Annotated in this window: 23 protein-coding genes and 1 riboswitch; of the genes, 10 read left to right on the plus strand and 13 right to left on the minus strand. The window is 33.1% G+C overall.

Translation table 11 applies throughout. The features are described 5' to 3' along the window. Positions 1 to 183 precede the first annotated feature (183 nt). The gene (gene auxA, locus FNL83_RS08550) at positions 184 to 1476 is read right to left on the minus strand and encodes a lipoteichoic acid stability factor AuxA (RefSeq protein ID WP_001831698.1); all 1293 of its coding nucleotides are present in this window, start codon (positions 1474 to 1476) and stop codon (positions 184 to 186) included. Between the two features lie 151 nt (positions 1477 to 1627). On the opposite strand from auxA, the gene graF reads away from it, so the two are divergent. After that, positions 1628 to 1762 carry a glycopeptide resistance-associated protein GraF gene (graF, locus tag FNL83_RS12145; RefSeq protein WP_001831711.1) on the plus strand — a complete coding sequence of 45 codons (135 nt, stop codon included), beginning with the start codon at positions 1628 to 1630 and terminating at the stop codon, positions 1760 to 1762. Between the two features lie 411 nt (positions 1763 to 2173). Here graF and FNL83_RS08560 read toward each other — a convergent pair whose 3' ends face one another. Beyond that, the gene (locus FNL83_RS08560) at positions 2174 to 3949 is read right to left on the minus strand and encodes an oleate hydratase (RefSeq protein ID WP_001831657.1); all 1776 of its coding nucleotides are present in this window, start codon (positions 3947 to 3949) and stop codon (positions 2174 to 2176) included. Positions 3950 to 4284: 335 nt separating this feature from the next. Next, positions 4285 to 4387, plus strand: a riboswitch (TPP riboswitch). A gap of 84 nt (positions 4388 to 4471) precedes the next feature. On the opposite strand from FNL83_RS08560, the gene FNL83_RS08565 reads away from it, so the two are divergent. Genes FNL83_RS08565 through FNL83_RS08575 form a run of 3 tightly spaced genes read left to right on the plus strand, consistent with a single transcriptional unit; the run spans position 4472 to position 7263 of the window. After that, positions 4472 to 5047: an ECF transporter S component gene (locus FNL83_RS08565; protein WP_001831663.1), complete on the plus strand. Its 576-nt coding sequence runs from the start codon at positions 4472 to 4474 to the stop codon at positions 5045 to 5047. A 13-nt stretch (positions 5048 to 5060) separates the two neighbouring features. Then, positions 5061 to 6464, plus strand: a complete 1404-nt coding sequence (locus tag FNL83_RS08570; RefSeq protein ID WP_002485331.1) for an ABC transporter ATP-binding protein — start codon at positions 5061 to 5063, stop codon at positions 6462 to 6464. Then, positions 6457 to 7263, plus strand: coding sequence for an energy-coupling factor transporter transmembrane component T family protein (locus FNL83_RS08575; RefSeq protein WP_002489230.1), 807 nt, complete (start codon positions 6457 to 6459; stop codon positions 7261 to 7263). Before FNL83_RS08570 ends, FNL83_RS08575 begins: the two co-directional genes overlap by 8 nt. Before the next feature lie 132 nt (positions 7264 to 7395). Here the strand turns inward: FNL83_RS08575 and purD are convergent, their stop codons facing one another. Genes purD through purE form a run of 11 tightly spaced genes read right to left on the minus strand, consistent with a single transcriptional unit; the run spans position 7396 to position 18627 of the window. Further along, positions 7396 to 8637 carry a phosphoribosylamine--glycine ligase gene (gene purD / locus FNL83_RS08580; protein ID WP_002485333.1) on the minus strand — a complete coding sequence of 414 codons (1242 nt, stop codon included), beginning with the start codon at positions 8635 to 8637 and terminating at the stop codon, positions 7396 to 7398. A 25-nt stretch (positions 8638 to 8662) separates the two neighbouring features. Beyond that, entirely contained in the window at positions 8663 to 10141 is a 1479-nt protein-coding gene (purH, locus tag FNL83_RS08585; RefSeq protein ID WP_002485342.1) for a bifunctional phosphoribosylaminoimidazolecarboxamide formyltransferase/IMP cyclohydrolase, read from the minus strand. A gap of 16 nt (positions 10142 to 10157) precedes the next feature. Further along, positions 10158 to 10724, minus strand: a complete 567-nt coding sequence (gene purN, locus FNL83_RS08590) for a phosphoribosylglycinamide formyltransferase (protein WP_001831672.1) — start codon at positions 10722 to 10724, stop codon at positions 10158 to 10160. Next, positions 10724 to 11755 (minus strand): phosphoribosylformylglycinamidine cyclo-ligase, encoded by a 1032-nt coding sequence (gene purM / locus FNL83_RS08595; protein ID WP_001831685.1) that lies wholly within the window; start codon positions 11753 to 11755, stop codon positions 10724 to 10726. The genes purN and purM overlap by 1 nt, the downstream gene beginning before the upstream one ends. Further along, the gene (purF, locus tag FNL83_RS08600) at positions 11748 to 13232 is read right to left on the minus strand and encodes an amidophosphoribosyltransferase (protein WP_002485328.1); all 1485 of its coding nucleotides are present in this window, start codon (positions 13230 to 13232) and stop codon (positions 11748 to 11750) included. The genes purM and purF overlap by 8 nt, the downstream gene beginning before the upstream one ends. Then, complete coding sequence (gene purL, locus FNL83_RS08605; protein WP_002467589.1) at positions 13211 to 15400, minus strand: phosphoribosylformylglycinamidine synthase subunit PurL; 2190 nt, start codon at positions 15398 to 15400, stop codon at positions 13211 to 13213. The genes purF and purL overlap by 22 nt, the downstream gene beginning before the upstream one ends. After that, positions 15393 to 16064: a phosphoribosylformylglycinamidine synthase I gene (gene purQ, locus FNL83_RS08610; RefSeq protein WP_001831727.1), complete on the minus strand. Its 672-nt coding sequence runs from the start codon at positions 16062 to 16064 to the stop codon at positions 15393 to 15395. Before purQ ends, purL begins: the two co-directional genes overlap by 8 nt. Position 16065: 1 nt before the next feature. Next, positions 16066 to 16326 (minus strand): phosphoribosylformylglycinamidine synthase subunit PurS, encoded by a 261-nt coding sequence (gene purS, locus FNL83_RS08615; RefSeq protein ID WP_001831728.1) that lies wholly within the window; start codon positions 16324 to 16326, stop codon positions 16066 to 16068. After that, positions 16326 to 17030, minus strand: a complete 705-nt coding sequence (gene purC / locus FNL83_RS08620; RefSeq protein WP_001831723.1) for a phosphoribosylaminoimidazolesuccinocarboxamide synthase — start codon at positions 17028 to 17030, stop codon at positions 16326 to 16328. Before purC ends, purS begins: the two co-directional genes overlap by 1 nt. Continuing rightward, positions 17031 to 18158 carry a 5-(carboxyamino)imidazole ribonucleotide synthase gene (purK, locus tag FNL83_RS08625; protein ID WP_002486052.1) on the minus strand — a complete coding sequence of 376 codons (1128 nt, stop codon included), beginning with the start codon at positions 18156 to 18158 and terminating at the stop codon, positions 17031 to 17033. Further along, complete coding sequence (gene purE, locus FNL83_RS08630; protein WP_002486053.1) at positions 18145 to 18627, minus strand: 5-(carboxyamino)imidazole ribonucleotide mutase; 483 nt, start codon at positions 18625 to 18627, stop codon at positions 18145 to 18147. The genes purK and purE overlap by 14 nt, the downstream gene beginning before the upstream one ends. Positions 18628 to 18831: 204 nt before the next feature. On the opposite strand from purE, the gene folD reads away from it, so the two are divergent. The 6 genes from folD to qoxD all read left to right on the plus strand — a co-directional run bounded on the left by folD (position 18832) and on the right by qoxD (position 24915). Continuing rightward, on the plus strand, positions 18832 to 19692 hold the full coding sequence (gene folD, locus FNL83_RS08635; RefSeq protein ID WP_002486054.1) for a bifunctional methylenetetrahydrofolate dehydrogenase/methenyltetrahydrofolate cyclohydrolase FolD: 861 nt from the start codon (positions 18832 to 18834) through the stop codon (positions 19690 to 19692). Positions 19693 to 20064: 372 nt separating this feature from the next. Next, positions 20065 to 20382: a DUF5011 domain-containing protein gene (locus FNL83_RS08640; protein WP_001831741.1), complete on the plus strand. Its 318-nt coding sequence runs from the start codon at positions 20065 to 20067 to the stop codon at positions 20380 to 20382. 538 nt (positions 20383 to 20920) lie between these two features. Next, complete coding sequence (qoxA, locus tag FNL83_RS08645) at positions 20921 to 22045, plus strand: cytochrome aa3 quinol oxidase subunit II (RefSeq protein WP_001831736.1); 1125 nt, start codon at positions 20921 to 20923, stop codon at positions 22043 to 22045. Beyond that, complete coding sequence (qoxB, locus tag FNL83_RS08650; RefSeq protein ID WP_001831713.1) at positions 22045 to 24033, plus strand: cytochrome aa3 quinol oxidase subunit I; 1989 nt, start codon at positions 22045 to 22047, stop codon at positions 24031 to 24033. Before qoxA ends, qoxB begins: the two co-directional genes overlap by 1 nt. Next, positions 24023 to 24628, plus strand: coding sequence for a cytochrome aa3 quinol oxidase subunit III (gene qoxC, locus FNL83_RS08655; protein WP_001831738.1), 606 nt, complete (start codon positions 24023 to 24025; stop codon positions 24626 to 24628). The genes qoxB and qoxC overlap by 11 nt, the downstream gene beginning before the upstream one ends. After that, entirely contained in the window at positions 24625 to 24915 is a 291-nt protein-coding gene (gene qoxD, locus FNL83_RS08660) for a cytochrome aa3 quinol oxidase subunit IV (protein ID WP_001831700.1), read from the plus strand. Before qoxC ends, qoxD begins: the two co-directional genes overlap by 4 nt. Positions 24916 to 25092: the final 177 nt, after the last annotated feature.

Raw genomic sequence — 25092 nt, forward strand, 5'->3', positions numbered from 1 at the left:
AGAGTGGGACGAAATTCATTCTGAATTCACTATCCCACCCATGAAATGTATTGCTCACATAGAAACCTTTCTGTGATATTTCTTACTGGTCATTGAATATAAAGTTAGATAAATACAATTATTGATTTGAAAAGTTAAGTATTTTCACCAATGATTAGTTGTTATAAATCAAATTTAACCTATTTATTTTTCTCTCAACTGTAAAGAATAAGCAACAATCATTGCAATAAGCATTAATAATAAGATTGGCGTAATGAAAATTGATAATAATAATCCATGTACCATAATATTGATAAATTCTGTAAGAAATTTAAAGAATAAAATACTGCCCATAAAGAGTTGTAAATAATAATATTTATCCCTTAAATAATAAGTTAATGTAGTTGCAATATAAATAATAATAATGAAAAGTAGCAATAATAATGTTACCCACTCAACTACATATTGCGTTTGTGATAACTCCCATTCACCAGTTAAGAATAATGCGTTTCTATTATTAAATTCTAGAAAAGCAAAAAACAGAATAATTACACCACAAAACAATTGAACATACATAGGTTTAACCCATTTAGGTTTTTTCATCCAATTTGGAATATCGTCCTCTTGTATATCTACTATGCTGTTAATTTTTTGCTTAAATTTGTCCCTTTTGGCTCTAATTTTATCTAAATCAACACTTCTTCTAGTCTTACGTGCATACTCGGTTGTCTTATTTTGTAGTTGTTTTAAGTGAACTTTAGTTTGATTAGATACATTGCCTTTATTAGTTCTTGAAAGTTCAGGTTCCTCTTCGCCTAATTCTTCTTTAGTGAGTGGTAATGAACGTCTTAGGAATAAGAAATTCCATATAGCCATCTGACCTAATAACCACATAATAATGAAGAATGTATTTACACTTAAAATATCAATTGATTCAATTTCATTTGCGTCAATACGTCCATATAGCGAAATTTGGGTAATAAGATAACTCATTCCATAAGTTACAATAATCCACATATAATGGTTCTTTCGATTGTCTTGGTTCAACTCATCTTTATAAACTATGTAACCAATATGAACTGTAAAAGGAATAATAAAGACGATAGCAAAAAAGCCATACACTTGTGTCATTAGCAATAATGTAATGATAAAGTACATAATGCCAATAACTAAAAAGAAAATTGAAATGTCATAATCGTATTTAATAGTTCTAAATAAAGTGTGACCTAACAGCATCACTAGAATACCAAATACGATGATTACTATGGCACTTGTAATTGGAAAGCCACCAATAAATTTACTCATCACTTTTATAATCTCGGCAAAAAAGGCATTTAGGAATTCCCATACGTTATGCACATGCGTATCAACCTTTTTGTCACCTTTAAATTGTTTGATTAAAGGTAAGTTAATAAAAATAATGAGACCTGTAAAAAGTGAAACGATACCGATGATATAACTAAATATAATTTCGGTGTGTTTCCTAAGAAAAGACATACTGTTCACCTCAAAATTATTATATATGAAGATCGTTTAATTGTCTTTAAAATATCATGAAATACATCTATAGTCCTACAAACGTTTATTAATAGAATAACGGGGTAAAACATTTGTGTAAACAGAAATCCTATTAAAGAGGTGAATTTTTATGACAAATAAAGAATTCGAAAAAAAATCAGCAGAAAAAGCCAAAGAAGTAGAAGAAAAACTTAAAGAACAAAACGAAGAAAAAACAGATGATATCGAACAAACAAAGAAAGATATTCAAGATACACTAGATTAATTTCACTAATGATATAAGTGTTTATGCTAGATAATAAGATGATCTATTAGCATTTAAATCGTTGAATCATTGAGTTCATAAGTAATATAAAAAGACAATTTCTATTAAAATTTTTGATAGAAATTGTCTTTTTTCTGTACTAATAAAGGCGTTCATCTATGATTATCATTATAATAATTTCTTTTAATACAAATCTACGTTATTATTTAACCTTTTTTATTTCACAGTTGACATTTATGTAAAATTCAGCAGAATATTTATTTATCCAAAAGAAATTACACAACAATTTTACGACTACTTTTTCGAAAGATTTGCGTCATAGCTCTTAAATCATTATTAATATCAATGATAGAAAAAACTGTCGCCAAAATTCTAATCTTGGACGACAGTTATATTTATCATTTAATTACACTATAGTAATTTATGTTTACGTAACAATTCTTCAATGAAAGTACCACGTATTTTCTTCAGCACTGTATTTAATACTGATCTTTTAATAAAGTTTTTATTAACAAGTTCATGTAAAGATTTACGATCATTTAATTCATAAAATGCATCCATCAGTACGCGTGCATCAAATTCAGAGGCATAAACTTCAGGTACACCTCTATCAACATCCAATAATTGATAAACAGCTTCCATAGCTGTTCTAACTGAATATTCTGTAGTGAATACAGTATCCCGTGCTGTTTCTGCAAAGTTTCCAATAAATGCTAAATTTTTAGAGCCATTCGGTACTACTAACGGTCGATCTTTGTATGCTCTAGGCATGAAATATGCAGTTACATATGGCATATAAACAGGAATCGTGTTACATTCTGATTGAGCTAATTCAACAATTTCCTCTTGTGGAACACCCATATGATATAACCATTCTTGACAGATTTCACTACCAGTACATTCCGTGATTGGTTTTTTAATGAAGTCTCCTTTTTCGTCAGAGTATAATGCGTAAATCCATACACTAACTTGATTTTTAGGTTGTTTCTTAAATTGTTGCTGACGGTTCACTGTAAAACTAAGTTGCCAACTCGAATTAGCGACAGAAATGATACCGCCTGTGACTGTCCGACCTGATAAAACATCTCTTTTACATAATTGTTCGATATATGAGATTATTTTTTTATTATCTGTTGTTGCCGTTGCTGATACGAACCAACTTTTAGCTGGAATGTGATCACAGAATTTCTCAGGTCTTCCGAATTCAGGACTTTGATTAGCTAAGTTTTTCCATAATGTCCAACTACCACCTAAAGAATGTGTTATAGGAGCAGGGTGGTCATTATCACCATAGGTTGAACTTTCGGTAATACTTCCATTAGTAACAAATACCAAGTCATTAACTGTCAACGGGATAGATTCTTCTTTATCATCTCTAGTTAAAATGATTTCTCTAGCAATTTTAGTAGATGGTGTTGCATCAACTAAAATATTATTCACTTGTACTCCAAATTCAAAGTTCACGCTATGTGATTTTAGATATTCTATCATCGGTAATACTAAAGATTCATATTGATTATACTTAGTAAATTTTAATGCACTAAAATCTGCTAAACCACCAATATGATGCACAAAACGCATAAGATATCTACGCATCTCCATCGCTGAATGCCATGGCTCGAATGCAAACATTGTTTTCCAATAAAGCCAAAAATTAGAATTTAAAAAGTCTCTTGAAAAGACATCAGTGATTTTAACATCGTCTAAATCTTCTTCTTTCATCAAACATAAATTTAAAATTTCTTTAATTGCTTTTTTTGTTAATGTAAAATCACCATCAGTATCAATACGCTTACCTCCACTTTCAATCGCTCTACATTTAGAATAATTAGGGTCTTCTTTATTTAACCAATAAAACTCGTCTAACACAGAAGCATTAGTTTGCTCAAGTGATGGTATACTTCTGAATAAATCCCATAAGCATTCAAAATGATTTTCCATTTCTCTGCCACCACGTACTACATAGCCATGATGCTCCATATTGATGCCATCTAAACTTCCTCCTGAGATATCTAACTCTTCTAAAATATGGATATTCTCGCCTTTCATTTGTCCATCTCTAATTAAAAAACATGCTGCAGCTAAAGAAGCTAATCCAGCCCCTATCAAATAGGCTGATTTATTATCAACATTTTCAGGTTTTTTAGGCCGAGCAAACGCTTCATAATTACTATTTGTATAATACATAGAAACATCACTCCAATTAGATAAAGTTTGAAAATCTATATGATATCGCTTTCAATTGTATTTTACTCCTCTTTGTGTAATAAAACAAACAATTGGTTATTTTTTAATTTAGTTTACTTAAAACTATACTAATCATTTTTATTTAGCTATTTTTAATATCAAATTAAAGACTGGTTAGAAAAATTTAAATCATTAATTCTATAAATTTTACTTCGATACACATTTATTGCAATTCATCTCTAAAATAGTAAATATATTTCTCATTTAAATAACAATACTCGAAAGAACCTTGACAATATATGATAAAAATCATACATTTAAGTTAATTAAATAATTGAACGCACTAGGGGTGTATTCTTTACTGAGATGAGGCCAACCTCAAACCCTTCGAACCTGATCTAGCTAGTTACTAGCGTAGGAAAGTGTTGTTATACATCTAATCTAACGGATTATGATTAGATGTAACTTCTGACGCACAACTTTCCTAGAGAAGGTTGTGCGTTTTTTAGGAGGATGTTTTTTATGTCAAAAGGTTTGAAACTATCTGAAATTCTTGTGACAGTTTTAATTTCAGTAGTATTTGCCATCATTTATAACTTATGGTGGTTTGTTTACAATATTGTACAAGTTGCGGGTATTCACTTAGAACAACTTACATATGGTGTATGGTTTATGGCAGCAGTCGTTTGTTACTTAATCATTCCTAAGCCAGGTATAGCATTATTAGCAGAAATCGCAGCTGGAGCTGGTGAAACGATTGTTATGGGAAAATTTGATATACCTACTATCATATATGCGATATTACAGGGATTGGCTTGTGAAATTATATTTGCTATTTTTAAATACAAATCACGTTCTGCTGCTGTAGCAATGCTTGCTGGGTTAGCAACTGCTTTAATCTCTTTCCCAGTGGATTACTTCTATGGTTACTTAAACGAAGTTGCTGGATGGAACTTACTACTATTTATAGTTTTCCGTTCAATTAGCGGAATTGTATTAGCTGGTTTAGTTTCATACTGGATTGTCAAAGCATTAGATAAAACCGGTGTAACTAAATTCTTTAGACCAGCATCACAACAAGATTACGATAACCTATAAGGGGATTTTTTAATTGTTACGTGTTAAAAATTTACGTTTAAAGTATCCGAATGGTGATAGGAAAATATTCGATAACTTAAATCTTGAGATTAAAAATAAAGAAAAAGTGCTTTTACTCGGTCCTTCCGGATCAGGTAAAAGCACATTACTTAATGTATTAAGTGGAATAGTACCTAATTTAATTGAACTTCCGATGAAATATGATGAATTGAATATTGATCATGATAGTGGCGTTATATTTCAAGATCCAGATAATCAATTTTGTATGCCAAAAGTATATGAAGAACTTGCATTTGTTTTAGAAAATAGAAATATTCCTAGAAGTGAGATGGATCAAGAAATCGAAAACGCACTAAAGTCTGTAGACCTTAATGTTACTCATAAAACATATGTCAACAATCTAAGTGGCGGCATGAAACAGAAGTTAGCTATTGTTGAAACAATACTACAAAAATCAAAGACACTTTTTTTAGATGAGCCTACTGCAATGCTCGACGTGAAAGCAACTGAAGATTTATGGAAGAAATTAATCAATCTTTGGAAAGATCAAACAGTTTTAATTGTTGAGCATAAGGTTGAACATATTTGGCAACATGTTGACCGCGTGTTGTTATTAAATTATGATGGTGAAATTGTTGCTGACGACACCCCAGAACAAATCTTAGATCATTATGAAGCGTTATTAACTGAATATGGAGTTTGGCACCCTAGAGCATGGCACAGTGCACCACGCCCCATCCCATTACCTAATCAAACAAAGAACCTCTTATTTCATTTTGACGACGGGCAAATTATTAGAGGTAAAAAGACACTTTTTTCATCCAAGGAGCTTAAACTGTATTCAGGTGAATGGTTAACAATCACTGGTAAAAATGGTGCTGGTAAAACCTCTTTACTAGAAGCTATGTTACAACTGATTAAATATGAAGGTGACATGTTTTATCGCGATCAATTATTATCTAAAATTAAACAAGCGGCAAAGCATATGTATTTGGTATATCAGAACCCTGAATTACAATTTATTACTAATTCTGTTTATGATGAAGTGTATATTCATTATAATCACTTAGATCCTAAGCATGCGAATGATGAAACCATGGATCTGTTAAAATTATTACATTTAGATCAAGTTAAGGATCATCATCCTTTTGAAATATCAACAGGTCAAAAGCGTCGTTTAAGTGTTGCAACAGCATTAAGTTCAAAGGCAGAGATTATTTTACTAGATGAACCAACATTCGGTCTAGATAGTCATAATACATTTCAACTTATTAAGTTATTTCAAGAACGCGTTAATCAAGGTCAAACAATTATCATGGTGACACATGATCCAGAAATTATTAAACGATATCCAACAAGACGATTACGCGTGGAAGATGGGTGTCTTAAAGAAATGGAAGGTGAACACATTGTTTGAAAGATGGAAAAAACGCCACACCTTCGTTGATGATGTAAATATTATTACTAAGTTACTTTTAGGTATCGCATTATTCTTTTTCATTATATTTATCCATAACTTCGACTTTATGATTTATATCGTCATATTAATGTTTATGTTCTTACTTTTATTTAACGGTACAGAATTTAAAATAACGGCAATATTTATATTAGTTACAACCCTCTTTGCCTTGATGTCATCATTATTTATGATTTTATATGGTGATGGAGAACATATGCTTGTAAAATTTGGTATTTTGCAAATAAGTACAGAAAGTATTGTACGAGGTCTTCATCTATCTATGAGAACAATTACCGTTTCAATGTTTGGTATACTAATCGCATTGACTTCACAAATTGTAATGATTTTTTATAGTTTAATGCAACATTTAAAGGTAAAGCCAAAGTTTGCTTATGCTTTTATGGCAGCGATTAGAATGGTTCCACTTATAATAAGTTCTCTTATTCAATTAAGACGTTCCCTAAAAATGCGTTATCAAATGATAGATGCATCTAACTATAAAGGAATCAAGCGTCTTAATCATTTAGTCATACCTTTATTAAGTCAAAATATTCGACGTGCACATCAACTTTCAGTTGCAATGGAGTCTAAAGGTTTTAAAGATGGTCCGAGAACATACTACTATCGGGTAACATTTTCATATAAAGATATCGTATTTATTGCTTGTATATTAATTATCATTACTTTGTCATTTGTCTTATCATCATACCTTCCAATTACTGGTATTCATGATGTCCGTTTTGGACAATTAGACTAATAATCATACACCAAATATTTAATTAAAAGTAAATATTCATTTTATTCCAATGTAAATAGAAATCATAAAAAATGTCCTTCGTTGATCTTATCCAATCAACGAAGGACTTTATTTCAAATTGAACAACCAATTTTACTTAGTGATGGCTTTATTCCCAATATCATTACGATAAAAAAGATTATCACTTTTTATTTGTCGTGCATGTTCATATGCATTTGCTTGTGCTTTTTCAACTGTTGGACCTTCCCCTATAGCTAGGATAACTCTTCCACCAGAATTCACAAAACATTGACCTTCTTTCTTTAATCCACTCACATAATAATGAGAATCTAGATTAAAACCACTTATTTCATGCCCTTTTTCATATGAACCAGGGTATCCTTTAGATGCTAGCATTACTCCTACAACAGCTTCATCTTTCCAGTTAAAATGAATGGGTTGGCAATTTTCCAAATCGATAATGAGTTGCATTAAGTCACTTTCTAAACGTGTTAATAATACTTGTGCTTCAGGATCACCAAAACGTGCATTAAATTCAATAACTTTAGGTCCATCTTTTGTTAAAATTGCACCAATATATAGTAATCCGAAGAAGTCATGACCTTCTTGTGCCATAGCTTTAGCAATAGGTTGAGCAATCTCCTTATTGGTTTGTTCAAGAACAGATGCATCAATGTGGGGTACAGGGCAATATGCGCCCATCCCACCAGTATTTGGTCCTTGATCATTATCAAATGCTCGCTTATGATCTTGAGCAATACAGTCGAAAGGAACCGCATAATCTCCATTTACAAAAGTCATTAAAGAAAACTCTTCTCCTTCTAAATAACTTTCGAAAACGACTTTCCCTTTTTCTTCTTGATAAATTTTTTTGACCCCATCTAATGCGTCTTCTCTCGTAAAAGCAATAATAACCCCTTTACCTGCTGCTAAACCGTCTTTCTTTATTACGATTGGTAAATCACAAGTTTCAACATATTGCAACGCCTCGTTACGTGAACTTACTTCTTTATATTCTGCTGTAGGAATACGATATTTGTCCATTAATTGCTTGGCAAATAATTTTGAACCTTCAATTTGAGCGGCATCTTGTCCTGGACCAAACACTTTAATATTTGCATTTCTTAATAAATCAGCTAACCCATCTATTAAAGGTTGTTCAGGCCCAATGATTACCCAATCAATTGCGTTATGCTGAGCAAAATGTAAAATAGCTTGATGATCTGATTCAGCAATTTCACTGTGCACTTCAGCAATATTGACCATTGCATCATTTCCTGGAATCGCGTAAACCTTATCTACAATTGGAGATTGATTGATTTTAGAAGCTAATGCATGTTCACGTCCACCAGCTCCAACTATTAAAACTTTCAATAGATTACCCCTTTCTTTTCAAAAATTAATGTTTAAAATGACGCATACCTGTCATAACCATTGTAATGCCATATTTATTAGCCATATCAATGGAATCTTGATCTTTAATTGAACCACCTGGTTGAATAATTGCCTTAATACCATGTTCGGCAGCATATTCAACTGTATCTCCCATTGGGAAGAAACCATCTGAAACAAGCGCAACATTATCGTTAATTTCTATTGCTCTTTCGATTGCAATTTTAGCGGAACCTACACGATTCATTTGTCCTGCACCTATACCAACTGTTTGTTTGTTATTACTCAAAATCACTGCATTACTCTTAACGGCACTTACAACTTTCCAACCTAGAAGCATAGCTTCCCACTGTGCTTCTGTAGGTTGAGTGTCGGTAGCAACAGTCATGTCGTTTCGAGTCACATCTTTATTATCTTTATCCTGTACTAAGTAACCACCTGAAACGGAAACAAATTCTTGTTCAGCGTTATCAATTGTCATATCTATTTGTAATAAACGAATATTTTTCTTTTGTGTCAATATTTTTAAAGCTTCCTCAGTAAATTGAGGTGCGATAACTACTTCTAAAAAGATAGAATGTAATGCTTCAGCTAATTTAACATCTACCGTTCTATTCAATGCTATAATTCCGCCAAATATTGATTGATTATCCGCTTCATATGCATGTTGAAATGCTTCATCAATCGACTGTCCAATTCCTACTCCACACGGGTTCATATGTTTTACTGCTACAGCAGTTGGCTCGTTGAATTTTTTTACTAAACTGAGCGCTGCATCTGCGTCTTTAATATTATTAAAACTCAATTGTTTACCATGTAATTGTTTTGCACCAGCAATCGTATGTTTGCTATCAGATGTTCTAACAAAATATGCAGATTGTTGAGGATTTTCGCCATATCTTAGTGTTTCTTTATTGTCTTTGAAATAGTTAACAATAGCATGATCATATTCATTTGTATGTTGGAAAACTTTAACCATTAGCGATTTTCTATATGCTTCGTCCAATTGATGATTTTTAATTCTCTCAATTACCTCGTTGTAATCGGAAGGATGTACGATAGTTGTAACATGTTTAAAGTTTTTAGCAGCTGCTCTTAACATTGTAGGTCCACCAATATCAATATTTTCTACTGCATCAGTTTCTGTTACATCAGGTTGAGCAACAGTCTGTTGGAAAGGATATAGGTTGACTACTACCATATCAATTAAATCAATATGTTGTTCTCGTAATTGCTCTAAATGATGTTCTTTATCTCGATCAGCTAAAATACCACCATGGACTGCTGGATGTAGTGTTTTAACACGACCATCCATAATCTCTGGAAATTGTGTTAATTCTGACACGGACTTAATATTGATATTCGCATCTTCTAATACACGTTTTGTACCACCCGTAGAATACAGTTCATAGTCTAAATTAGTTAATGCTTTTGCAAACTCTACAATTCCACTTTTATTAGAAACGCTTAATATTGCTTTTTTCATTCTATAAGATACTCCTCTATTTAATGATTTTAGCTATAACTCTTGGATAAAGTTCATATTCTAAATGTTTTACTCTATCTTCTAATTGTTCTTTAGTATCGTCCGGTTTTATATCACATTGCTGTTGTTCAATAATTTCTCCCGTATCCATCCCACTATCTACATAATGGACAGTTGATCCAGTTACAGTATCTCCACTTTCTAACGCTTGTCCTATGGCATCTAAACCTTTGAATTTAGGCAATAATGAGGGATGTATATTTAATATCCTTCCTTCATAAGCTTGTAATAAGTCTTGGCCAACTAGTCTCATATAACCAGCTAATACAATCCACTGAACTTCCTCACTGGATAATAATTTAAGTAGATGCTGTTCATATAAAGATTTGGATGAAAAGTCTTTTGGCTTGTTAATATGAATTGGAATATTTAAATTTTTAGCTCTATCAATACAGGGTACCCCTTCATTATCTGTATACAGTGCCGTTACATTGATACCAGATAATTGCCCTGTTTGGATATGTTTTACAATATTTTCAAAGTTACTACCTGATCCTGAGGCAAAAATCGCTATATTGGTCACTATTCTACCTCCAATAAATGAATAGGTGTATCATCATCTTTTATAATCTCACCAATTTCATATGCAGTTGTATCCATTGCACGTAACGTTGTTAATGTTGTTTGAACATCTTTTTTGTCAACAATAATTGTATATCCAATACCCATATTAAATATGTTATACATTTCATTCGTTGAAATGTTGCCCTGTTTTTGAAGCCAATTAAAGACTTCCAACGTTGGGAATGATTGTGTATCTATTTTTGCTGATAAACCTTTAGGAAGGGCACGCGGAATATTTTCATAGAAACCTCCACCAGTAATATGGCTCATCGCTTTGATATCAATATGTTTCTTTAATTCAAGAATAGGCTTTACATACAATTTTGTTGGTGCAAGGAAGGTTTCTAAAAAGGTTTGACCATTAAATTGATCATGTAATTGAACTCCTGATTCTTTTATCATTTTTCTAACTAGACTATAGCCATTTGAATGAATACCACTTGAAGCTAAACCAATAATTGCTTGTCCTTCTTCAACATTTGAACCATCAATATAGTCCTCTTTCTCTACCGCTCCTACTGCAAAACCAGCAATATCATATTCACCTTCATGATACATTTCTCCCATTTCAGCAGTTTCACCGCCTATAAGTGCCGTATTGGTTTGTTCGCAACCGTCACTTATACCTTTAACGATTTGCTCTATAGTACTTGGCACTACTTTATTCGTGGCAATATAGTCTAAAAAGTATAAAGGTTCAGCACCTGTTGTTAAAATATCATTTACACACATTGCGACAGCATCAATACCAATTGTGTCATGCTTTCCATAGTCAATTGCTAATTTTAACTTTGTACCCACACCGTCAGTACCTGATACCAGAACTGGCGCTTTCATTTTTAATTGAGACAAATCAAATGTTGCACCAAATCCACCTAAACCACCTAATACTTCTTTGCGCAATGTACGTTCAACATGACTTGTTATTCTTTCGACTGCTTCATATCCTGCTTGAATATTTACACCAGATTCCTCATATGCTTTAGACATGTAAATTTCCCTCACTATCAAAATAATGTTTATTATTAGCTATATATGATTTTTGACGTTCACTTAAATGCTTTTTATAATTTTTCTCATAATCGTAAAGTCCTGCTGGATAATCACCTGTAAAACTTTCTACACACAAGCCATGATATGGCGCATCATAATCAAGTCCTATAGACTCGATTAAGCCATCAACGCTTAAATAAGCAAGAGAATCTGCACCAATATGATTTTTAATTTCCTCAGGAGACTTACTTGCTGAGATGAGTTCAGCTGTTGTAGATACGTCAATACCATAAAAACTAGGGAACATAAATTCGGGAGAAGCAATTCTTACGTGAATGCGGTTAGCTCCTGAATCCTTAAGCATTTTAACTATGCGTTTAATCGTTGTACCTCGAACAATCGAATCATCTACAAGTACGATATCTTTACCATCAACAATATCCTTAACAGCCGACAGTTTCACACGTACACCTTGCTCTCTTAATTCCTGAGTAGGTTGTATAAAAGTTCGAGCAACATATTGATTTTTAACTAGTCCCATTTCATATGGTAGGCCTATTTCTTCAGCATAACCACTTGCTGCAGATAATGATGAATTAGGTACGCCTATTACCATATCTGCTTTTGCTGGGTTTTCCTGTGCTAACCGTTTACCTGATGCCTTTCGTACCGCATGAACATTTTTTCCTGCAATCGTTGAATCAGGTCTCGCAAAATAAATATATTCCATAGCTGAAATTGCAGTTGTTGTTTGTCGTGTGTAAGTCTTAACTTCTATACCTTCATCCGTAATAACAACATACTCACCTGCATGAATATCTTGTATAAATTCAGCACCTAAAACATCAATCGCACATGTTTCACTTGCTAAAATATAAGCACCGTTCTCCATTTTTCCAACTACTAATGGTCGAATAGCATTAGGATCTACTACACCATACAACGCATCTTTTGTTAGGATGGCAAAAGTAAATCCACCCTTAATGAGTCGTAAACTCTCTTTCAATGCCTCTTCAAATGTCGGCGCCTTACTACGACGAATTAAGTGCATAATGACTTCAGTATCCGAAGAAGAATGGAAAATCGCACCTTGTTCTTCTAAATTTTGACGTAATGATTTAGCGTTAATTAAATTACCGTTATGACATATACCTACGCTCATATCATAAAAGTGATATAAAAATGGTTGAATATTTTCAATGCCTTTATTACCAGAGGTTGCGTAACGAACATGTCCTATCGCATGTGGATAACCTTTTATATTTGACATATGTTCGTCTTTAATTGCTTCAGTTAATAGGCCTAATCCTCGTTCACCTTTTAGCGTTTCGTGATTTGAAACTACAATACCTGCACCTTCTTGACCTCTGTGTTGTAAACTATGTAGACCCATATATGTTAACTGTGCTGCTTCAGGATGATTCCAAATACCGAAAACGCCACATTCTTCATTTAATCCTGAGTAGTTAGACATTGAACTATAGCCCCTTCCCATTTTTGTTTGATATCTGAAACGTTTTCTTTTATTTTTACGTCTGAATTAGATATATCAAATAACTGCTGATGAGTTAAATGCCCAATTTCTTGAGCTTGATCTATATCCAAAGTTTGCCCTTCTTTAACAACAACAATATATCGTCCTTGAGTTTCACTAAATAATTGTGCATTGGTAACATCCAATTGAGCTTGCATACCTAAATCATAATGGGCACTAATTTTAGCTAAAGTAACTAATAAGCCGCCCTTACCAACTGTTTGTACATGAGATGCAATGCCATTACGAATAGCCTGTTTGATTAATTTTCCTTTTGAAACTTCATCACTTAAATCAATAGATTCAAACTCATGATTAACTGATCCATACAACAATTTTTCCAATTGACTACCACCAAAGTCATCACGCGTTTCACCAACTAAATAAATCTTATCTCCTGCTTTAGGTTTAAACTCTTTTAGATAGCTCACGTCTTCAATAAGACCAACCATACCTACGACAGGTGTAGGGAAGATAGAGGTTCCACGTGTCTCGTTATATAATGAAACATTTCCTGAAACTACAGGAGTTTGAAGCACTTTACAAGCTTCTGACATACCTTTTGTTGAATCTATTAATTGTTGATAGATTTCTTTCTTCTCTGGAGAACCATAGTTTAGACAATCAGTCATAGCCAATGGTGTCGCCCCTACTGCAATTAAATTTCGATAGGCTTCAGCAACAACCATTTTTCCACCTTCATAAGGTTGGTTGAAAACATAACGTGCTTCACCATCTATAGTTGAAGCAATAGCTTTTTGTGTTCCTTCTACGCGCACAACTGAAGCTTGTAAACCTGGCTTAATAATTGTATTTGCTCCTACTTGTTGATCGTATTGTTCATATAAATGATGTTTAGATGCTATTGTTGGGTGTTGTAATAACTTGATAAATGTATCATGTACATCTATATTGCTGTAATCGTTTTTTGATGTATTATATTCCTTTTCTTCTCCTTCTAAAATATACACTGGTGCCTCATCAGCAAGAGGTTGCACAGGAATGTCTGCATACACTTCATCATCGTATGTAAGCACGAATCTATCAGTGTCTGTTACTTCACCGATTACTGCACTATCTAGTTCGTGTTTATTGAATAAATCTAAAAACTTTTGTTCTGTACCTTTTTCTACAACTAACAGCATTCTTTCTTGCGTTTCTGAAAGCATCATTTCATATGGGGAAATTCCAGGTTCTCTTGTTGGAACTTGATCAAGTCTTAAATGTAAACCACTACCACCTTTAGCTGCCATTTCAGATGAAGATGAAGTTAAACCAGCTGCTCCCATATCTTGTATACCTACTAGTTCATCAAAAGTAATTGCTTCTAATGTTGCTTCCATTAGCTTTTTGCCTACAAATGGATCTCCAATTTGTACTGAAGGTCTTTTACTTTCACTTTCCTCAGTAAGTTCTTCAGATGCAAATGTTGCACCATGAATACCGTCACGCCCAGTTTTTAAACCTACATATATAACGGAATTACCAACACCCTTAGCTGTTCCTTTTTGGACCATATCATGATCAATGATTCCTACACACATAGCATTGACTAATGGATTGCCATCATAGCGTTCATCAAATTCAATCTCACCAGCCGTAGTAGGAATACCAATACAGTTGCCATATCCACCAATACCACTTACAACACCTTTAAGTAATCGTTGATTTTGTTTTACAGTTAACTCACCAAAACGAAGACTATTTAGTAAATTAATTGGACGGGCACCAATTGAAACAATATCTCTAATAATACCTCCGACTCCAGTTGCCGCACCTTGATATGGTTCAATTGCAGATGGATGATTGTGAGACTCAACTTTAAATACTACGGCTTGATTATCGCCTATATCTACAACACCTGCACCTTCTCCTGGTCCCATTAATACGTGCTCTCCTGTCGTAGGAAATTGTTTTAAAAATGGTTTAGAATGTTTATATGAGCAATGTTCGCTCCACATCACTGAGAAAATTCCTACTTCTGTGAAGTTGGGTTCTCTACCAAGAATTTCAACCACTTTGTCATATTCTTTATCACTTAATCCCATATCTTGATAAAGTTTTTCAAGTTTAATCTCTTCATTACTTGGTTCGATAAATTTAGACATTTTGTTCCCTCCAACTTTTCACCATTGATTCAAACAATTTCACACCACTATTTGTTCCTAATAATGTTTCAAGTGCGCGTTCAGGGTGTGGCATCATCCCACAAACGTTTCCCTCTTTATTAACTATTCCTGCAATATCCTCATAAGAGCCATTAGGGTTATTCGTATATTTAAGGATAATTTGATTGTTATCGTTGAGTTCACGATATATTTCATCAGTACAATAATAATGACCTTCACCGTGTGCTACAGGATAAACAACATTCTCATTTTTCACATATAAATGCGTAAAAGGTGTTTGATTATTAGTAATTTTTAAAGTTTCGTTTCTACTTATAAATAAATGTGAATCATTATGAAGTAATGCGCCTGGTAACAATCCAATCTCAGTTAAAATTTGAAACCCATTACATACTCCTAAAACAGGCTTACCTTCTTTCGCAAATCGCTTAACTTCTTTAATAATCGGAGCAACACTTGCCATAGCTCCCGATCTCAAATAATCGCCAAATGAAAAACCACCAGGTATTAAAACACCATCAAAACCATCTAAAGTCGTTTCACGATAATCGACATACGCTGCATCAACACCTGATTTAATAGCTGCGTTATACATGTCTCTATCGCAGTTTGAACCAGGGAACACAAGAACTGCAAATTTCATATTATGCTTTCTCCTTTTCATCGATAACTTTATAGCTATATTCTTCAATGACTGTATTAGCAAATAACTTTTCACTTAGTGTCGTAATAATATTATCAACAGCCTCGTCAGTTGGTTCATTAACTGTCATATATAAAACTTTACCTACTCGAATGTCATTCACTTGTTCATAACCGAGATCGTGAACTGCTCGGTTTAAAGCTTGTCCTTGTGTATCTAAAACTTGTGGTTGTAAAGTGATATGTAGTTCAATCGTTTTCATTATTTAAGATCCTCCAATTTATTTAAAAATGTTTGATAAGTTTCAATCAACGAGCCAGTGTTGTTTCTATATACATCTTTATCAAAGTTAGTATCCGTATTTTTATCCCATATTCTACAAGTGTCAGGAGAGATTTCATCTGCAAGTAAAATTTTTCCACCATTGGTTTTACCAAATTCAACCTTAAAATCTACAAGTCTCAAACTCATTTCATTCATCAATTGAATCAGTACTTGATTAATATCTTTTGCCATTTGTTTAAGTTGTTTTATTTCTTCATCGTTCGCTATGCCGAGTAATTTTACATGGTCATCAGTAATAAGCGGATCATTAAGTTCATCTTTTTTGTAGAAGAATTCTACTAGAGGTTCTTCAAATGTATGCCCCTTTTTAAAACCAAGACGTTTTGTGATCGAACCAGTGGCAATGTTTCTAACAACAACTTCTAAAGGTATAATATCAACTTGTTGGACGAGTTGTTCTGTTTGTGAAAGTTGTTTAATAAAGTGATTGTCAATATGATTATGAGTTAAATAATCAAATATAATAGAAGTAATTTGATTATTTAACTTACCCTTGCCAATCATAGTATCTTTTTTTGCACCGTTTCCTGCTGTTACCTCATCTTTATATTCAACTCGTAATTGTCCATCAATATTTGTCGTGAATACTCTTTTAGCTTTACCTTCATATAACAATGACACTTACTTGTCTCTCCCTTCAAATTTCATTAACATATATTGTTCTGTTTGATTGACATCATCCGTCAGTAAAGTCATGTGTCCCATTTTTCTATCAGGTTTTCTTTCTTTCTTACCGTAAATGTGAATATGCCAATCTGGATGTCTGCTAAATTCATTTTCAAGTAAATCCAAATCGCGACCTAATAAATTCATCATTACTGTTGGCTTTAATAATTCAATAGCTTGCGGAAGTTTTTGACCAGTTATGGCTAAAATATGTGTATCAAACTGTGAATAATCACAAGCTTCTATAGAATAGTGTCCAGAATTATGTGGTCTTGGTGCAATTTCATTTACATATAAGTTATTTTCTTTATCAATAAAGAATTCTACTGTAAAGGTTCCCACAAAATGAATTGCGCGAGTGATTTTCTCAACTTCCTTACGTGCTTCATTTTCTTTATCAGATCTTGCTGGAACGACTGTTTTAAATAATATTTGATTTTGATGTTCATTTTCTTGAAGAGGAAAGTATGTTGTTTGTTGTTCATTTCCAATTGTTACTGTAAGAGATACTTCCTTTTGAATATCAAGATATTGTTCAGCAACACATTCTTGCTTCTCAACTAGCTGGTATGCTTCGTCTAATTCCGAATCATTTCTTACCAAAATTTGTCCTTTACCATCATATCCACCAAAACGTGTTTTCACTATGAACGGAAAGCCTAATTTTTCTATGGCTTTTAATAAGTCTTGATTTGTTTGAATTTGTACAAAAGGAACAATTTGAGTATTTGCTTCTAGTAATGTTTGCTTCTCGGTTAGCCTATCTTGTAATAGTTCAATAGCTTGGTACCCTTGGGGAATATGATATAACTTAGTGAGTTTTTTTAATTGTTCAGACGAAATATTTTCAAACTCATAAGTAACAACATCAGAATTTTCACCTAACTGATTTAAAGCTTGCTCATCATCATAATTTGCATGAATAAACTGATGTGCGACATAACGACAAGGACAGTCTTCATTAGGATCTAGGACAATCACCTTATAACCCATTTTTTGTGCAGACTGAGCCATCATTTTTCCTAACTGCCCTCCGCCAATGATTCCTATTGTCGCGCCAAATTTAAGTTTACTGAAGTTCATTTTGCATTTCCTCCACTTTTGCGACTAAATATTTTTCATAATTTTCCAAATTATTTTGAACTGATTCATTTGTTATTCCTAACATTCTTGCCGCTAATATCCCAGCATTTTTAGCACCTGATTTTCCAATTGCTGTGGTTGCAACTGGGATACCACCAGGCATTTGGACGATAGATAGTAATGAATCTAATCCTTTTAGACTTTTAGATTCAATTGGCACACCAATCACAGGTAATGTTGTCATGGAAGCTACCATTCCAGGTAAGTGTGCTGCTCCCCCTGCACCGGCAATGATAATATCAAAACCATTTTGGCGTGCTTGACTAGCGAAATTGAACATCATTTGAGGCGTACGATGAGCTGAAACGACTTTCTTTTCGTACGGTATTTCAAATTCTTCAAGCATCGAACAACTTTCTTTCATAATTTTCCAATCTGAGGAACTGCCCATAATGACTGCTACTTTCACTTTGTACACCCTTTCGAAACTTTTGGATTGTTATTAGGAATAGTTGTATATTACACATATAGCATAACAATCCATTTGGTATTTTTCAATCAAAAATCGAACTTTAACATCAATTTAAATATTAATTTACGTCTTTTGACTATCATTTGCTTTTTGATTAATGTTAAAGTTAAGATATTAATTAATAATTAGGAGTGGTTTAAGGTGGTTGCTAAAATTTTAGATGGTAAACAAATAGCAAAAGAATATAGACAAAGACTTAAAAATCAAGTCAATGACTTAAAAGAATATGGTTTTACTCCAAAATTATCAGTCATATTAGTTGGTAATGATGGTGCAAGCCAAAGTTATGTAAAATCAAAGAAAAAAGCAGCAGAAAAAATTGGAATGATATCAGAAATTATTCACTTAGACGAATCCACATCAGAAGAAGTAGTTTTAAGCGAACTTAATCGATTAAACAATGACGATACTGTTAGTGGTATTTTAGTTCAAGTACCATTACCTAAACAGGTAAGCGAACAAAAAGTACTTGAAGCTATCAATCCGGAAAAAGATGTAGATGGTTTCCATCCAATTAATATTGGAAAATTGTATATTGATGAGCAAACCTTTGTACCATGTACACCCCTGGGTATTATGGAAATTTTAAAACACGCAGATATTAATTTAGAAGGAAAAAATGCAGTTGTTATTGGTCGTAGTCATATTGTTGGCCAACCTGTTTCAAAGTTATTGTTGCAAGCTAACGCAACTGTTACGATTTTACATTCACGTACAAAAAATATGAATGCACACTTAAAACAAGCAGATGTGATTGTTAGCGCAGTAGGACAACCTGGTTTAGTTACTAAAGAAAATGTCAAAAAAGGCGCAGTAATTATAGATGTTGGTAATACACCTGATGAAAATGGAAAATTAAAAGGAGATGTAGCATATGATGAAATAAAAGAAATAGCTAGTGCAATTACTCCAGTACCAGGTGGTGTTGGTCCTTTAACTATTACAATGGTACTTAATAATACACTTCTTGCAGAGAAATTAAGACGTGGCTTAACAAAATAATATCAGTGAAAAAGCCCGTGACATGAATATGTAGTCATGGACTTTTTCTGTCTTACTTTCAACACATGAATGAGTTGAACATAAGTTTATGAGTTGATTTTATTATATTTTTTTTATTAATCATTTAAATATAACAACGAATTTTCGTCTAATTCACAATACTTATTAATTGAACACTTAACTTTGAATTCAGTTTCAGTAAATGTTTTCAAACAATTCACAATTTACATAATCTTTATCAAAGTTTCATAAAAAAGGATTTAATTTTTATGTTGATTGAGTTATATTAAGACCATAGTATGATGTCGACAAAATAAAAATAGGGTATATTAAACTTAAATTATAGATGATTCAATAGACGGAGGTTAAGTTATGAACAAATTACTACAGTCATTATCAGCACTTGGAGTTTCAGCTACATTAGTGACACCCAATTTAAATGCAGAAGCCACTACTAATACTGAACCTCAATTAAAAGGTGTTAACGATATCGTTATTGAAAAAGGACAAGAATATAATTTACTTAAAGGCATAAGTGCTTACGATAAAGAAGACGGCGATCTTACTCATAAAATCAAAATTGATGGTCAAGTTGATACATCCAAAGCAGGTAAGTATAAAGTAAAATATCAAGTTACCGATTCTGATGGTGCTGAAAAAACTTCTATAAGAAATATTGAAGTAAAATGAACCTCTCCTCTTAATCACACATAATCTTTGTTTAATTTCTACCTATTATATATTTTAATGAGCTATAAATTACGAGAACGCTTATACAAAAATTAATTGTATAAGCGTTTATTTTTTTGTGATTAAAAATTATTTTATATGACTATGCATCACTTAAAAGAACATTCAATCAATAAACTAAAACAATATATCCTACTATTAACCTACCTAAAATCAGACACATCTTATAGACATATTATTCAACTTAATTCTTTCTATATAAGATCATATTTTTCTATAAGTAATATTCTTTTTTTGTATCTAATTGATAAGATTTATCAATAATGTGTTGTATTACATGTAATTTTGCTAAATTTGTCTATTTTCACAAAATGTACACATAATTTTAACAAATCTTACAAACCCCGTCATATCTAGGACTAACAGACCTCAATTATATAAATAAGTAATTTTTTTTGAACATACTCTTGTAAATATTGTGTAATAAACTAAAATTATTGGTAAGCCCTACATTTGTAGTATTAGGAGGTCAAAAAAAGTGTCAAAATTTAAGTCTTTGCTTCTATTATTTGGCACACTAATTTTACTTAGTGGTTGTTCAAATATAGAAGTTTTTAATGCAAAAGGGCCAGTAGCAAGCAGTCAGAAGTTCTTGATTATCTATTCAATAATTTTCATGCTTGTTATTGTTGCTGTAGTGCTTTCCATGTTCGCTATTTTTATTTTTAAATATAGCTACAAAAAGAATAGCGAATCTGGTAAGATGCACCACAATTCTCTAATTGAAACAATTTGGTTTGTGGTACCTATTTTAATCGTAATTGCTTTAGCTATTCCTACAGTTAAAACTTTATACGATTATGAAAAACCACCAGAAAAAGACAAAGATCCACTTGTCGTTTACGCAGTAAGTGCTGGCTATAAATGGTTCTTTGCCTACCCTGATCAACATATTGAAACTGTTAACACATTAACAATTCCTAAAGATCGACCAGTTGTATTCAAGCTTCAATCTATGGATACAATGACAAGTTTCTGGATTCCACAATTAGGTGGTCAGAAATATGCCATGACTGGTATGACTATGAATTGGACTTTAACAGCTGATCAATTAGGTACTTTCAGAGGTCGTAACTCAAACTTCAATGGTGAGGGATTCTCTCGTCAAACATTTAAAGTTCACTCTGTAAGTCAAAATGATTTTGATAAGTGGGTAAAAGAGGCTAAAGGTAAGAAAACTTTAAGTCAAGATACTTTTGACAAGCAACTCTTACCAAGCACATCTAACAAAGAATTAACATTTAGTGGAACTCATATGGCGTTTGTTGACCCTGCGGCTGATCCAGAGTATATCTTCTACGCTTACAAACGTTACAACTTTGAACAAAAAGATCCTAACTTCACAGCTGAAGAGGATTTATACAAAGATGTAAAAGATAAACCAATCAAACCTGCTCGTAAGGTTCATATAACAAACCCTAACTATGAACGTCACGGTATGAAACCTATGATTCTCGGCAACAATGAAAAATACGATAATGAGTTCAAAAAAGAAGAGGATCATAACTCTAAAGAAATGGAAAAAATTTCTAAGGGAGCAAAAGACGAAAATGCGTCTAAACTTCACAAAAAAGAACACGATGATCATGGAGGTGGACATTAATGAATTTTCCATGGGATCAACTACTAGTTAAAGGAAATTGGATGATTATCTCAGCACAAATTGCTGCGCCATTCTTAGTCATCGGCCTTATAGCAGTTATATCTTATTTCAAATTATGGAAATATCTATATAAAGAATGGTTCACATCCGTAGACCATAAAAAAATCGGTATCATGTATTTAATTTCTGCCGTATTAATGTTCGTTCGTGGTGGTATCGATGCGTTAATGTTACGTACTCAATTAACAATTCCAGATAACAAATTCTTGGAAGCAAACCACTATAATGAAGTATTTACTACGCACGGCGTAATTATGATTATATTTATGGCTATGCCATTTATCTTTGGTTTATGGAATGTTGTTATTCCATTACAACTTGGTGCACGCGATGTTGCCTTCCCTGTAATGAATAACGTTAGTTTCTGGCTATTCTTCGCTGGTATGATTTTATTCAACCTATCATTTATTGTAGGTGGATCACCAGCTGCTGGTTGGACTAACTACGCACCACTTGCTGGTGAATTCAGTCCAGGTCCAGGTGTTAACTATTATTTAATTGCAATTCAAATATCTGGTATCGGATCGTTAATGACTGGTATCAACTTCTTTGTTACGATTCTAAGATGTAAAACTCCAACAATGAAGTTTATGCAAATGCCAATGTTCAGTGTAACAACATTCATTACAACATTAATCGTTATATTAGCATTCCCAGTGTTCACTGTAGCACTTGCTTTAATGACTGCTGATAGAATTTTTGGAACTCAGTTCTTCACTGTAGCAAATGGCGGTATGCCAATGCTTTGGGCAAACTTCTTCTGGGTATGGGGGCACCCTGAAGTTTATATCGTTATTTTGCCAGCATTCGGTATGTACTCAGAAATCATCCCTACTTTTGCCCGTAAACGTTTATTCGGTCATCAAAGTATGATTTGGGCAACTGCAGGTATCGCATTCTTAAGTTTCTTAGTTTGGGTTCACCATTTCTTCACTATGGGTAATGGTGCGTTAATTAACTCATTCTTCTCTATCTCAACAATGTTAATCGGTGTTCCAACCGGAGTTAAACTATTTAACTGGTTGCTCACATTATACAAAGGTAGAATTACATTTGAGTCACCTATGCTATTCTCATTAGCATTCATCCCTAACTTCTTATTAGGAGGGGTTACTGGTGTAATGCTTGCAATGGCATCAGCTGACTATCAATATCACAACACTTATTTCTTAGTAGCTCACTTCCACTATACATTGGTTACTGGTGTAGTATTTGCCTGCTTAGCTGGTTTAATCTTCTGGTATCCAAAAATGATGGGCTACAAGTTAAATGAAACATTAAACAAATGGTGCTTCTGGTTCTTCATGATCGGATTTAACGTTTGTTTCTTACCACAATTCATTCTAGGTTTAGATGGTATGCCACGTCGTCTATACACTTACATGCCTTCTGATGGTTGGTGGTTACTAAACTTCATCTCAACTATCGGTGCAGTATTGATGGCAATTGGATTCTTATTCCTAGTTGCAAGTATCGTTTATAGTCATATCAAAGCTCCACGTGAAGCTACTGGAGATAACTGGGATGGACTTGGTCGTACTTTAGAATGGTCTACAGCATCAGCTATTCCACCTAAATACAACTTTGCTATCACTCCTGATTGGAATGACTACGATACATTCGTTGATATGAAAGAACATGGTCGTCATTATTTAGACAACCATAACTACAAAGATATTCATATGCCAAACAATACTCCAGTAGGATTCTGGATGGGTATATTTATGACTATTGGTGGTTTCTTCTTAATCTTCGAATCTATTGTTCCAGCACTTATCTGTTTAGCAGGTATCTTCATTACTATGATTTGGAGAAGTTTCCAAATTGATCATGGTTACCACATCCCTGCTTCAGAAGTTGCAGAAACTGAAGCTCGTTTAAGAGAAGCTCGAATTAAAGAAAGGGAGGCTGTAAGTCATGAGTCATGATGCAAATACTATTGATTCTCGTACACACGAAGGCGAATTAAATAAACTTGGCTTTTGGATTTTCCTTACAGCTGAATTTGCGTTATTCGGTACCCTATTTGCAACGTTATTAACGTTACAACATGGTGGCGGATATGGCGGTAAATTAACTACCGACTTATTCGAATTACATTTGATTTTAATAATGACTTTTGCATTATTAATTAGTTCTTATACTTGTGGTATTGCAATTTATTACATGCGACAAGAAAAACAAAACTTAATGATGTTTTGGATGATTATCACAGTTATCCTAGGTCTTGTATTCGTAGGTTTCGAAATTTACGAATTCGCACACTATGCTTCTGAAGGTGTTAACCCAACTATTGGCTCCTTCTGGTCTAGTTTCTTTATACTACTAGGTACGCACGGTGCACACGTATCATTAGGTATTGTTTGGGTTATTTGTTTGTTAATTCAAATCGGCACTCGTGGTTTGGATTCATACAATGCTCCTAAATTATTTATAGTAAGTTTATACTGGCACTTCTTAGATGTTGTTTGGGTCTTCATCTTTACTGCCGTATATATGATAGGGATGGTGTATAGCGGATGAATACAATCGTAAAACATACAGTAGGTTTTATTGCTTCTATCGTACTAACGCTTTTAGCAGTTTTTGTAACTCTATACACTAATATGACATTCCATGCTAAGGTAACTATCATCTTTGGTTTTGCTTTCATTCAAGCTGCCCTTCAATTATTAATGTTCATGCATTTAACTGAAGGTAAAGATGGACGTTTACAATCGTTCAAAGTTATCTTTGCAATTATCATTACTTTAGTAACTGTTATCGGAACATACTGGGTAATGCAAGGTGGACACTCTTCTCACTTATAAAGATGAGTTTTCCAGGGTTGATTTCAATAAAGAATGAATTTGAATATATTTGTTCTTTATTGATTCATTTCCACCTTATATGTAAAGAGCCTGAGACTTTTAAGTCTCAGGCTCTTTTTATTTCGTTATCGTAACAATCCCATACCATGTTATGCTTTAATTATTATGAAATACGGA

The sequence above is a fragment of the Staphylococcus epidermidis genome (assembly GCF_006742205.1).
Lineage (GTDB): Bacteria > Bacillota > Bacilli > Staphylococcales > Staphylococcaceae > Staphylococcus > Staphylococcus epidermidis.